Raw genomic sequence first — 12,961 nt, 5'->3', positions numbered from 1 at the left:
TGATTCAATAATCATCATAGTACTTTCTTGAACATGTAAGTAAAAAAATACATTTAAGATTAGATACTTTCAACAGAATGCTCATCAATATCGCTTTACTCTATTTAAATATTTGACAGTCAATGAAATTTTAATTTTCTCAAAGATGAATTTATTGATCTACGGCAACTTCTCAACATCTCTCATTTTATTTTAACATTTTGAATTCAGATTTTAATACAATTTTTTTAAAGAAATAATTTAAAATATTTTCCTCCTTGCCGAGAAATTGGCTTTGTTTTTGCCAACCAAGGGTATGAAAACTATTTATATCGTAGAAGATGAGACAGGCATCAGAGATGCATTACAATTGCTCCTGTCATTCGAAAATTATGATGTGCGTTCTTTTGCTACTGTAGAAGCATTCAACAAACGCGACAAATCTGTAACTCCTGATATTTTTATTTTGGATGTAATGCTTCCCGACGGACTGGGAACTGATTTGTGCAATCAACTTAAAGAAGAACCTGAAACATCTCAAATTCCTGTAATGATTATCAGTGCACATGCAAAAGCTGAAAATGTAACGGAAGCATGTGAAGCAGATGAATTTATTGCAAAACCATTTGACATTGATGATGTGCTTTTAAAAATCGAAAAATTGACAAACTAATTCACTTAATAAACCAATAAAAAACTCTAAAATCTTTTGATCTTAGAGTTTTTTATTGATGAACGATAAATTATTTTAGCTCGAAATCCTTGACTGATCTAAAGTTTCTGTAATGAACAATTTATATTTATCCAATTCGAGTTTAAAACATCCCAAAACAAATTCGCTGTAATAGAGTTGAGCTTTTAGAGACATTGTTCGCGAATGAAGATCGAGTTTTTCAGTAAGAATAATTTTCCCTTTGTGCGTAATCGAAAAATAAGCAAAAAGCTTGTTTCGTGATTTTTTTATAGGATTTGCATACCCTGTGACAGCTATTGACCAGTCACTTTTAAATATATTTGCCACGTTCAGTGCCATTGATTCAGCAATTTCTGGAGAAACCCCATCAGATTGGGATGCTTCTCCTTCTTCTACTTTTAAAAGATTGATTTTCTCTGCGACATTATATGCTGTTATTCCACCTTTAAAAAATTGTGAAGCATCATTCATCTGTGAAAAAGAAAATTGTAGAAATCCGGCGGTCACGCTCTCTGCAATAGAAATTGTTTCGTTAATGGATGATAGTTCTGTTCCAATATATTCCAGCAAATTTTGCAGTTCTACAATAAAGTTAATAAAAGACTTCGCAGAAAGCTGTTCTTTTGTAAGGTCGATTTTTGTTGGTTTTAAAATCATTTTAATTTTTCTTGTAGATTATAATGAATGAGGAAATCATATTTTATTTTTTTTAATTACTTGTAATCTTTAAAGTAATTATTTGCTAAATACCGATCACCACACGGTTTTACGCATTAAGAATTAATCTAAAATCAAGCCAACCCAATGACTGATTTTGTTTCCGCCATGAAAATATGTAACTACATTGAAATATTTATGTAAAACAAAGTAACAAATCAGGTGAAATTGATAAATATCCTCTCCAACTATTTATAAAGAGATAAATCATGTGTACTGAAAATCAATTAGTAACCGATTTTATTTTGATAAATGATAAGATTATTAGATAGATAAAATAAAAATTGATTTTTAAAAAAAACTATCGCTATTTCAAATGATTATTTTTTACCATATGGTAAATATCCTGTTCAAAATATAAGGTATATTTAAATTATGAAAGAGTTTATTGACTATATTTTGCAGTTTGGAGATTTAAACAAACAGCAAATTGACCTTATTACAAGTAAAGCGACTAGACTTGATCTCCGTAAGGATGAATATTTTTCCGAAGCCGGGAAAATCCCAAAACAGGTCGGATTTATTCTAAAAGGTGTCGTTCGCTTTTGCTATTACAACAACAAAGGTCAGGAGATCACTCATCATTTCGTTGATGAGAATAATTTTGTTTCAGATCAACAAAAATTTGAGGCGCAAATAGTAGCTTCCGATTATATAGAAGCAGTTACCGATTGCCAATTGCTTATATTTTCAAAAAAAAACTGGGATGAAATAGGAAATACCATAGTTGGATGGGATGCTATAACAGGTAAGATATTGAAAAACTGTCTTTTAAAAACCATCGAAAGAAGAAGCCCGCTTGTTTCAGAGGATGCAACTACCCGTTATTTATCATTTATAGAAATGTTTCCCAATCTCGTTAATCGAATACCGCTTTCTTATGTTGCTTCTTATTTGGGAATTACCCAGCAATCATTGAGCAGAATAAGAAAAAACATCAGGTAAAATCGCTTTTTACCATTTGGTAAACGTTTTTATTTCTCAGATGCAGAAATTTGTATCATTAATTTAAATAACAAAAAAATGGACAAAAAAGTAATATTAATAACCGGTACAAATAGTGGATTCGGATGGCTTACTGCCCAAAGTGTCGCAGCTTTAGGACACAAAGTTTATGCTACGATGAGAGATACTGAAGGAAAGAATGCCGACAAAGCAAAAGCTTTGGCAGAGGTAAAAAATATAACAGTTCTTGATGTATCCTTAACAGATGAAACAAGTGTAAAAACAGCAATCGACACTGTCATTGCTAAAGAAGGAACAATTGATGTCTTAGTAAACAATGCAGGAATCTCAATGTTTGGTGTTGCTGAAAGCTTTACTACAGATGATTTGCAAAGAATGATGGAAGTCAATGTTTATGCACCGTGGAGATTAATGAAATTGGCATTACCACATATGCGTAAACAATCAGAAGGTTTGATTATAAACGTATCAAGCGGATGGGGCAGATTCTCCGCTCCTTTTTCAGTGGTTTATGCTGCTTCAAAATTTGCTTTGGAAGGTTTAAGTGAAGGTTTGCATTATGAGGTGAGACCATTGGGAGTTGATGTTGCTATCATTCAGCCGGGAGCTTTTCCTACTGAGATGTCTCAAAAAATTCAATATGGTTCTGATCCGTCAGTTGTTGATGATTATGAAAAGATCGCCGAATTTCCGGAGAAGATGTTTGGCGCGATCGGTCAGATTTTTGAAACTGCAAAACCAAATCCACAGGATGTTGCAGATGCAGTAATAAATCTTATCAATTTACCAAAAGGTCAGAGACCATTACGAACCGTTGCAGATCCTTCTACAGGAGAAATTATTAAAACCGCTAATGACGCTGTTAAAGTTGAATACGACAAAGTTTTAACTGCATTTGGAATGAAAGATCTTCTTGCTTAAAAGTATGATTTCATCGTAAGCATGAATAAATGCGAATCAATGCTTTATTAAATTTATAATAATTCCCAATGAACTTCTTTTCAGTTTTACAACTACAAAAGAGTTCATTGGAAATTGTTTTTGTAAATACTTACCCTTTGGAGGCACAGTTCTTGTAAAGTTTTGTGGACATCACAAAAAATTTTATTAAATGGAAAATGAAAATGAAGGAATCACCAGTCACAATGTACAAGACAAATCTCAATCAACTTTAACAGATCCTACAACGAAGTATCCGAAGCCGCCATTTGAAAGACAATTTCAGCCATTTCCCGGTTTGGTAAGCAAAATGAATCCTGTACCTGATCACGGAGAGAAATCTTATAAAGGTTCGGGAAGATTAGAAGGAAGAAAAGCTTTAATTACGGGAGGAGATTCCGGAATGGGACGTGCTGCAGCAATTGCCTATGCAAGAGAAGGCGCAGACGTTGCTATTAATTATCTTCCTGAGGAAGAATCTGATGCGCAGGACGTTGTAAAATTAATCGAAAAAGAAGGAAGAAAAGCAGTTGCAATACCGGGAGATTTGCGTGAGGAATCATTTTGTAAAGAATTGATTTCAAAAGCTGTCGAACAATTAGGTGGTTTAGATATCTTAGTGAATAATGCAGGTCATCAAAAAACTCATGAATCTATTCTTGATATTAGCACCGAAGAGTTTGACCGAACAATGAAAACCAATCTCTATGCTCCGTTCTGGTTGACAAAAGCTGCATTACCTCATCTGAAACCAGGCTCATCTATCATCGGACTTTCATCTGTTCAGGCTTATGATCCCTCACCGGATTTGTATGATTATGCACAGACAAAAGCTGCCACCACGAGCTATGTAAAATCATTGGCAAAACAATTGGGACCAAAAGGAATTCGTGTAAACGGTGTTGCTCCGGGACCAGTTTGGACCGCTCTGGAAATAAGTGGTGGACAAACACAGGAAAATATAGAAAAATTCGGTGGTGACACTCCTTTGGGAAGACCGGGACAACCCGCCGAGTTAGCATCTATCTTTGTACAGCTTGCAGACAATAATGCAAGTTTTGCAAGTGGTCAGATCTACGGATCTGCAGGAGGAAGCGGACAACCATAAATATATTTACACAAATAAAAGAGAGAGAGAGTTTAGTTTAACTAAGCTCTCTTTTTACTTTAAATATTGAAAACTATTTTTTAGCCTTTTTCTTTTTTCCAATTTTTTTTCATTTCAGAATAGACAGAATTTGCTTCTGCTTCTTTCCATTTAGCATAAAATATTGCTGCTGCAGCTGCTTTTTCGGGATCTCCGGTTCCTCGTTCTAACTGTTGGTAGTCGTTTTCAGCATCATATTTTTTACCGCCTTTATAATTATAATATCTGCGGGCTCTTGTATATCCCATCTGGAGATATTTTCTTGCCATATCTGCACCTACAAAATCATTCTTATCAAGATAATCTTCGAATAAACTGAAAATTTTAATTGAACTTTCCTCTGCAATTTCTTTAGTTTTAAATCTCCAGAATTGCCCGATTTCACTTTTGTACGGTTCACATATTAATACACCCTGTTCTCCTTTTCCAACACGATAAAGTTCGGGATGTAACCGATAATCTACATCAGGTTTCCAGGGATAATCTGCGTGATTGAAATTAAGGTAGCTTGGTTTTTTACTCATTATTATTTATTTAAAATAAATTTGACAATGAATAATCCTGAAAGTCAAGCTCCCAGGATTATTCGGTTAGAAAGTAAAAATTTTTGTTTTTGTAGATTTAATATTAATTAAATCTATTTTTTTAATCTGTTATTTTCTCTAAAGTCTGAAATTTGGAATAAGAAGATTTCAGCTGTTCCAATTGATCTGCAACTACTACTGTACTTTGGGGACATAATTTGTCACTTTGTAAAGCTTCCTGATACGCTGCTATTGCTGATTTTTCACCAAATACAACGTTTTCCAAAGTTGCTTCAGGATTATCACCCGTGAAAGCATTCTTCACATCGATCCAGGTTCTGTGGATTGCTCCGGCTGCAGAAGATGTATCATCAGGTTCTCCCCCACGTTCGGTAATTAAACCAATAAGCTCTGATTTCATTTCCTGAGATTCTTTTACCATCTGATCATAATCATCTCTTAATAAAGAATGTTTATCCCATACCTTTTCTTCAACTTTGCTGAATCCCTGGATTCTGTCGTTGGTGATGTTTAGTAAATCGTTTAAAACCGAAACCGTTTTAGTACTGTCCATAATAATATTTTTAAGTTAGTGTGCTTTATGCTTTGCAACACCCGTACCATTTTATGATATTTAGAAATATTTTATAATTAATCAATTTTTTGGTGCATTTTTTTAAATTTTCAATAAAAAAACATTCTCCGTTGGCTGGAAATTTGTAATTATTTTAAAAAGCTCAATAAATACACGGCTTTAAATATTCATCAGTTTAAGAAAATTATTATGAATTTAGATTGGAATAAAATTTTTATCGGAGATCTTGATTTTAGTTTTACTTTAGAAATTGTGCTTCGTACAGTAATCATGTTTAGCATGGTTTTACTGATACTGCGACTTTCAGGAAAAAAAGGTGTGCGTCAGCTTTCCCTTTTTGAAGTTGCGATCATTATTGCATTGGGTTCGGCAGCGGGTGATCCTATGTTTAACAAAGATGCAGCTGTTTTGCCTTCCTTTATAGTATTTGTAGCCATTATAGGTTTATATCGCACCATCACCTATTTTGCAACCAAAAGCGAAAAGTTTGAAAGTATTATCGAAGGCGATCCGCTTTATGTGATTGAAAATGGTGAATTTGTGTTGGGAGTGAAGAAAGATCATACTTTTGCCAAAGACGAATTCTTTTCTGAAATGCGTCAGGAATCAATTGAGCATTTAGGACAGGTAAAAACTGCTATTCTGGAAACCACGGGAAACATCAGTTTTTATTATTACAGTGATGAGCAGGTTGTATATGGTCTACCTGTACTTCCGAAACTCTATAAAGAAAAACTTGATTCTATAAACAATGAAAATATTTACGCCTGTACCTATTGTGGTCACGCTAAAAAATTAACTCCCGGTAAACATTCATGTCAAAGATGTGATCATAAGGAATGGGTGGTTGCAATTAATACAGTACGCTTGACTTAGGTGCACTTTATTAAATTATTTTCTAAGTAGTTTATCTTAAATCTGATCCAAATCATAAAAAAATAATTATTTTATAGATATGTCTCTATAACTTAGGTACAACTTTTGACATTGGATTGCTGATCAATATTACTAATCATCATGTCACACATCGATTCAAAAACTATTGCGTTAGTCGGCGGAGGTCCTGCAGCATTATTCTTTATAAAACATTTGTCGTTTAAAAAAATACGTCCTAAGACCATAATTATCTTTGAGAAGAATGAGCATTTGGGTATGGGAATGCCTTACAGCACTTCAGGTTCTGGTACGGAACACGTAGCCAATGTTTCGGCCAACGAAATCCCAAAGCTCATTGATGATATAGAAATTTTTATTAAAAATCATCCTTTGGAAGGTTTCTCAGATTATGTAAAAGATGGTGAAATCAATCGCGATCAGGTTATCCCGAGATTAGTATTGGGAAAATATCTCGAAAATCAATTTAAATCATATATAAAAAAAGCTCAAAGCTCAGGAATAGAAGTAATCACATTGACCAATACCGAAGTTAAGGATATTAAAAATATTGATGATCATGCATTTTCCGTCGTAACAGAAACGGGCGAAAAATATCATACAGATTTTGTAGTATTAAGTATTGGTCATCAGTGGCTGCAGTCATTTGAAGGGAAACATAAAAATTGGTATGATTCACCTTATCCTCCTTCCAAATTTAATACGCACACCAATCATCCTGTTGTTGTAAAAGGTGCTTCGCTCACCGCTGTTGACATTATCAGAACACTGTCTCGTCTTAACGGAAATTTCACGAAAGATAAAAATGATGAGTTGCAATATGTTGTTCATCCGCAGTCAGAAAATTTTAAAATTGATTTATATTCTTTAAGCGGTTTGTTACCGGCTCTGAGATTTCATTCGGAAGATGAAGCTTATTCTACCGACTGGAAAATGTCTTTAAAAGAAATTTTTGAATATAAAAAGAATCACGGCGGATTTGTAGACCTTGATTACGTTTTTAATAAGAACTTTAAATTGATCATAAAAAATAAAGATCCTAAATTTTATGATGAAATTAAAGATTTGAGTATCGAAGAATTTGTCGAAAAAATGATGAAGCTGCGTAGAGAATTGGATAGTTTTGAACTTTTTAAAGCCGAATATACCGAAGCTGAGAAATCCATTAAAAGACATCAATCCATCACCTGGAAAGAAGCGTTAACATCATTTAGTTATTCAATGAATTATCCGGCCAAACATTTCTCGGCTGAAGATATGCTGAGACTTAACAAAACTTTGATGCCGCTTATTTCAATTATCATCGCCGCTCTTCCCCAATCTTCTTATCGTGAAATCATCGCATTGTATGATGCAGGAGTCATAAATCTTTACAATGTAGACCATAAAAGCACTGTGGAACCTTACGGAGAAGAAGGTGCAATTTACCGCTACCATGATGACACAGGAACGGCTAAAGAAATGAAATACAAAATGTACGTTGATGCAACCGGTCAGCGAGCTATGAATTTTAATGATCTTCCTTTTGAAGGACTAAAACAAGACGGCGTTGTGAGTACGGGTTATCTGAATTTCAAAAGCGCGGAAGAAGCAATAAAGATAAAAAATGATGGTAATGATATGATAAAAAAAGGAGCAAATGACAATTTCTACTTGCAGGTGAAAGGTCTGAGTATAAATGATTATTTTCAGGCATTAGATTCGTACGGAAATGTCAGAAAAAATCTTTACATCATGTCTGTAGCTTACATCGGCGGACTCAATCCTGATTATTCCGGTCTTGACTTTTGTGATACTGCTGCAGATACCATCACAGATTCTTTATTGATATCAATGAATGATTGATTGAGAGTAACTTTTCATTAAAATTTTATATTCAGCTAAATTTGTGATTTTAATATCAAAAAAATAGATTTAGATAACTAAAAAAGCCCGACAAAAATTTGCCGGGCTAAAGTTGTGTTTTTGTGAATATTATTTAACAACTAATTTTTTTGAAATGATGGTACCATCTGCATTTATTTTAAGAATATATACTCCTGACTGTACTCCATTGATATTTACTTTATGAATTCCTTTTTCAAGTTTTTCTGAAGTTTTAATCAGTTTACCTGAAAAATCATAAATCTCATACGCTACATTGCCTTTTAAATCTGATTCTATAGTAAACTGTCCGTTACTCACAGGATTTGGATAAATTTTGACATTTTGCAGATCATTCTTAACATTTTCACTAACTGCCAAAACATTCGCACAATTACCCAAACCGACTGCGCACCAAGCATTCTCTACCTGCTGCAATTCATTGGAACCCGCTCCATATAAATCTATAGCAGCTTGTTTTGATGATGCGTAAGCATTTGCATATGTACTGTTTGCAGTAAGATAAGTTGCCAAAGTTCTGTAGGCAATTTTTTCTGCTTTTTGAATAGTAATTCCCGTAACACTAAAATTGGTTCCTAAATCATTGGTTCCCGAACCGCCGACTGATAAAAGATAAAACCAGTAGTTTCCTACCCCACTGTTTTTATGTACTCCACAATAATCATTTCCAGTTTGACCTCCTGTAGGAGTACAGGCTGCAGATGTGTCCTGCCAGTAAGTTCCCTGATAAGTATCCGGTTGTTGTCCTCCGATTTGGTTTGACCCTGCATTGGGATTTGACATATTTCTGAAATACGTTGCGCCAATTGCAGCATTTGGAATTCCTTCGGCAATCGTCCAGTTAGGATTTACATTAGAATAAAATTCTATCGCAGTTCCAAACATATCGGCGAAAGATTCATTCAATGCTCCGGATTCTTTCTGATATGCTAAATTAGCCGTTCTGCTTACCATAAGATGAGAATATTCGTGACCCGCAACATCTATTCCTACAATTGGACTAAAATATCCTGCCTGACCTTGATACAAACCGCTTCCGTAAACCATGGCTACAATTCCCTGTGTATCAACGGCTGCTGCATTACTGCCATCGATGGGAGTTTGTCCTGCCCCGGTTGTGGGATTTCTGTTGAAATTAATATTATAATAATTTCTGATGATCGAACCGGTGCCGTCATAGCTGTTTCTGTTATGTCGGTTAATGTAATAATCATAAGCCGTTTTCATTGCCCAATGTACTTCTACTGCAGGTTTGGTCGCTGTTGCTGTAAAATTAGCTGTGGAACTTGTATATTCAGCAATTGTTCCTGTAAGACCTGTAACAGGACTTCCGTTACCGTCCCACCCTGTTCCGTCTTGCGTATGAATATTTCTTGCGTTGTCTTTTAGTCTAAATGTACCATTATTCGAATCTACAGTAATCTGCTGATTGCCTTTATAGTACGTTGCACTTGTTGAAGAAGTATCTACCAATGGGCTGATCCATAACTTTTGATCATTTGAAGATATCTTATTAACTGGAGAAATATTATTTTGAATTGGCGTTATATTATGACGATGAATCTTTTCAAGCTTTTTTACAATTTTTCTAGTTGTATTATCAACATAATACATATAACCCTGTAAAGTCTTTAGAGACAATGCATTGATCTGCGAAACCAAATGCAATTCAATCCCTCTGTCCGCATACACTTTTGTAATAACCTGATTAAATTCATCGAAAGTAACACCAGCTACTTTCATATCTGCATTGACAATACTTTCAACTTCCGACTGAGAAAGCGGCGGAATGATTGATAAATTAATGTTTTCCGACAATTCACCATTTACATAAGTTACTTTACCATTCTTCTCGTGAATATAGATCAATTCGTCAGCAACTTTTACATTTTTGTAATAATGCTGAAAAGAATCTCGTACAAATCCAAGATCATCTTTTACAGTTTCAACCAGTTTAAAAGAATGATTCTGATCTGTACCCATCCATTTATTCAGATTGGTATGTAAAGATTGGGATGAAATGTTCTTGCCACCAAAATCTGAATAAAAATTTCCCATTGCTGAAGTTTTCGTTATTTTAGGAAAATTCTCAGAAGATAATTCTGAAGACTCTGTACGATTTTGAGCATGCACAAATTCTGATGTTGAACCGAGTACAAAAACAAAAGCAAGTGCTTTAGAAATGATAAGTGTTTTTTTCATAATATTTTGATTATTTCCGACAGTTAGTATAAAAAAATCAAAAATGTTACACCTATTTTTAAAATAACTTAAAAAAATTAATGCTCGAGTGCTTTTAAAAGTATTGTTTTATCAATGATATCCATCCGGATTCCAAGAAAAATAATCAGACTAAGAATGATAGAGAGAATCACTATGATCAAGATAAAAGATGAGAAAAACCATAAAATTGTATTAATGACATGACCTTTTACACCATATTTTCTGCGAAGAAATGATTGCGAAGTTTCAAACCATGAAGTTTTTTTAGTATTTGGTTTATCGTTTTTAATTCCATTCAAATCGTCTATAATATGCACAACTTCCTCAATATGTTTTCCGTACATATGATAAATCCAAAATTTAATCATAATAAAAACGATCAATATCGAAATAAGTAAACTGACGGCAAAAACTGTGATGTAATAAACGTTATCCAAATGAAAGTTCACATTAATCAGGCAGATAAGAAATGCGAGCGGAATATAAGAAATATAATAAGAGATGTAAATTTCTTTGCTTACAAGAAGTTGTGTTTTAATATTAAAAAGATCATAATTGGTATTGATACCTTTAGACCTGAGCATTTTGTAAAGTTTTATAAATCTGGAATAAAAATAAATCATAAAACCTAAAGAAAGCAAAACTTCAAATGATGCAATTGTTTTGATGCTATTATTATCATTATTAAACGGAAAACCGTATAAAATTCCCGGCAGAGTAATGATGAGCAACCAAAATTCTGTCCGCATATTTATTTTTATCATCTCCAAAGGAGAATAAATCTCGTCCTGTTTATCCAGTGAAACTTCCGGAAGATCCTGATTATCTTTGTTCCAAAATTCTTTTAAATGATCAATTTCCATAATACTTGTGTTACAATTTGTTTTTGGCAATGATGTCTTTTAATTTTGCCTTTGCCCTGTTGAGTTTTACCCGCGCATTAACTTCAGAAATTCCCAACTGTTCTGCAATCTGCTTCCCCGAAAAATCTTCCAGATAAAAAAAGATCATTGCTTTATCTACAGCAGAAAGCTGATGAATGGCTTCGTACATCATTTTAATATTTTTGTCATCCTCGTCATTGTACTGATCGTGATGTACGAGAATATGGTCGATATTCTGATTGTTAATAAAATTACGTTTTTTCTGGCTTTTCAGAAAAAGAATCGCCGTATTGAGTGCAGTACGGTAAAGCCAGGTTGAGAAATCGCTTTTACCCTGAAAGTCAGCATATGACTTCCAGGTCTGGTAAATGATTTCCTGATAAAGATCTTTCTGATCGTCGAAATTATCCATATACATTTTGGAAATCTTAAAAATGACTCCCTTATGTTTATCTATTTTTTCGAGAAATTCCTGCTCTCGCTCCGTCATGGGCAATACTCTGCGCAGTTAGTATCAATTTATTGAAAATGTTACAAAATTTAACATTATTTTATTCAAACCATTACTGCACAGATCAGAAATATATTAAATCCGAATTTAACTTTTGAAATTATGTTCTAGGATGTTCAAAGTTTAAAAAGTACCATTCAAACCAAGCATATTGGGAGACATATTGAATCTCCATGAGATTTTTTTCTCTTTCTTATGATCATTATTCTTTTGCATGTAACGATAGGTACCGTCAACAATAAAATAACTAAGTACGGTGCTCAGGAATACATCAGAAAAAAAATGCGCTCCGTCCCACATTCTTGATAAAGGCGTGATAGCACCAATAGTATAAATCCCGGCCTTTATCCATGGGTTTGAAAATTGTTTTGCCAATGCAAACATTGTGGTAGAAACCAATACAGTATGTCCGGAAGGAAATGAACGGTACGCCGGTTGACCACTGAAAGGTTTGAAGTAAAATTTACCTTCGCCTGTTCCTGGTCTTGCTCTTCCTACCAATGTTTTAGAAAAAGTTTGGATCAATCCTGCAGTTGTGGCAGAAGAAATCATCAAAACTCCGGTATTTCTGATCTTATCGTTTTTTGTGAAAAGCCCTGTAAGATAAACCACACTTGTAATACCGTAATTATTCTGGGGACCACCGAAATAATCTCCGAATTTTCTGATAACACTCGGTACTTTCTCTCTCTGATCTGCAAAATAACGACTGGTGTCATTGTCTACAGAATATATTAATATGGTTCCTAATGCAACCCCACCCACATCAATCCAGTTATCTTTTTTCCAGGAAAATGGACTGAGGTAACTATGTGCCATATTATTGAATATCTGTTTACCGTCTACAACCAATTGTCTTCCGATAGTATTTTTTTTGGGAGAAATCACACTGTCAGATATAGGAGAATTATCAATTTCCAGACTATCAACCTCTTGAGAAAAAATAAAATTAAAAATTAAGATGAGTAATACAATAAAAGACCTCTTCATTATTTATTTTTTGA

General features: G+C 33.9%; 13 protein-coding genes. 6 read left to right on the top strand and 7 right to left on the bottom strand.

Features of this window, described 5'->3' with window-relative positions; translation table 11 throughout:
* Positions 1-295 precede the first annotated feature (295 nt).
* A complete protein-coding gene (locus tag NZ698_RS03830; protein WP_263001765.1) occupies positions 296-652 on the top strand; it encodes a response regulator in 357 nt (118 codons plus the stop codon).
* 75 nt (positions 653-727) lie between these two features.
* Here the strand turns inward: NZ698_RS03830 and NZ698_RS03825 are convergent, their stop codons facing one another.
* Positions 728-1,330 (bottom strand): CinA family protein, encoded by a 603-nt coding sequence (locus NZ698_RS03825; protein WP_263001764.1) that lies wholly within the window; start codon positions 1,328-1,330, stop codon positions 728-730.
* A 435-nt stretch (positions 1,331-1,765) separates the two neighbouring features.
* Between NZ698_RS03825 and NZ698_RS03820 the strand changes: the two genes are divergently transcribed.
* The 3 genes from NZ698_RS03820 to NZ698_RS03810 all read left to right on the top strand — a co-directional run bounded on the left by NZ698_RS03820 (position 1,766) and on the right by NZ698_RS03810 (position 4,403).
* Positions 1,766-2,335: a Crp/Fnr family transcriptional regulator gene (locus NZ698_RS03820; RefSeq protein WP_263001763.1), complete on the top strand. Its 570-nt coding sequence runs from the start codon at positions 1,766-1,768 to the stop codon at positions 2,333-2,335.
* 78 nt (positions 2,336-2,413) lie between these two features.
* Positions 2,414-3,277: an SDR family oxidoreductase gene (locus NZ698_RS03815; protein WP_263001762.1), complete on the top strand. Its 864-nt coding sequence runs from the start codon at positions 2,414-2,416 to the stop codon at positions 3,275-3,277.
* Between the two features lie 190 nt (positions 3,278-3,467).
* Positions 3,468-4,403 (top strand): SDR family oxidoreductase, encoded by a 936-nt coding sequence (locus NZ698_RS03810; RefSeq protein WP_263001761.1) that lies wholly within the window; start codon positions 3,468-3,470, stop codon positions 4,401-4,403.
* Between the two features lie 80 nt (positions 4,404-4,483).
* Here NZ698_RS03810 and NZ698_RS03805 read toward each other — a convergent pair whose 3' ends face one another.
* Positions 4,484-4,966, bottom strand: a complete 483-nt coding sequence (locus NZ698_RS03805; protein WP_263001760.1) for a DUF4385 domain-containing protein — start codon at positions 4,964-4,966, stop codon at positions 4,484-4,486.
* Positions 4,967-5,087: 121 nt separating this feature from the next.
* Positions 5,088-5,540, bottom strand: coding sequence for a ferritin-like domain-containing protein (locus tag NZ698_RS03800; protein ID WP_263001759.1), 453 nt, complete (start codon positions 5,538-5,540; stop codon positions 5,088-5,090).
* Positions 5,541-5,750: 210 nt separating this feature from the next.
* Between NZ698_RS03800 and NZ698_RS03795 the strand changes: the two genes are divergently transcribed.
* Positions 5,751-6,437, top strand: a complete 687-nt coding sequence (locus tag NZ698_RS03795) for a DUF421 domain-containing protein (protein ID WP_263001758.1) — start codon at positions 5,751-5,753, stop codon at positions 6,435-6,437.
* 141 nt (positions 6,438-6,578) lie between these two features.
* On the top strand, positions 6,579-8,300 hold the full coding sequence (locus NZ698_RS03790; protein WP_263001757.1) for an FAD/NAD(P)-binding protein: 1,722 nt from the start codon (positions 6,579-6,581) through the stop codon (positions 8,298-8,300).
* A gap of 129 nt (positions 8,301-8,429) precedes the next feature.
* Here the strand turns inward: NZ698_RS03790 and NZ698_RS03785 are convergent, their stop codons facing one another.
* The 4 genes from NZ698_RS03785 to NZ698_RS03770 all read right to left on the bottom strand — a co-directional run bounded on the left by NZ698_RS03785 (position 8,430) and on the right by NZ698_RS03770 (position 12,947).
* Positions 8,430-10,541, bottom strand: coding sequence for a M4 family metallopeptidase (locus NZ698_RS03785; protein ID WP_263001756.1), 2,112 nt, complete (start codon positions 10,539-10,541; stop codon positions 8,430-8,432).
* Between the two features lie 77 nt (positions 10,542-10,618).
* Positions 10,619-11,425 carry a hypothetical protein gene (locus NZ698_RS03780; protein ID WP_263001755.1) on the bottom strand — a complete coding sequence of 269 codons (807 nt, stop codon included), beginning with the start codon at positions 11,423-11,425 and terminating at the stop codon, positions 10,619-10,621.
* Positions 11,426-11,435: 10 nt separating this feature from the next.
* On the bottom strand, positions 11,436-11,936 hold the full coding sequence (locus NZ698_RS03775; RefSeq protein ID WP_263001754.1) for an RNA polymerase sigma factor: 501 nt from the start codon (positions 11,934-11,936) through the stop codon (positions 11,436-11,438).
* Positions 11,937-12,080: 144 nt separating this feature from the next.
* Positions 12,081-12,947, bottom strand: coding sequence for a phosphatase PAP2 family protein (locus tag NZ698_RS03770; protein WP_263001753.1), 867 nt, complete (start codon positions 12,945-12,947; stop codon positions 12,081-12,083).
* Positions 12,948-12,961 lie beyond the last annotated feature (14 nt).

It is taken from the genome of Chryseobacterium edaphi, assembly GCF_025628985.1.
GTDB classification, from domain to species: domain Bacteria; phylum Bacteroidota; class Bacteroidia; order Flavobacteriales; family Weeksellaceae; genus Chryseobacterium; species Chryseobacterium edaphi.
Note: the sequence above shows the minus strand (reverse complement) of the source record. Positions and strands in the feature narration are given on the sequence as shown.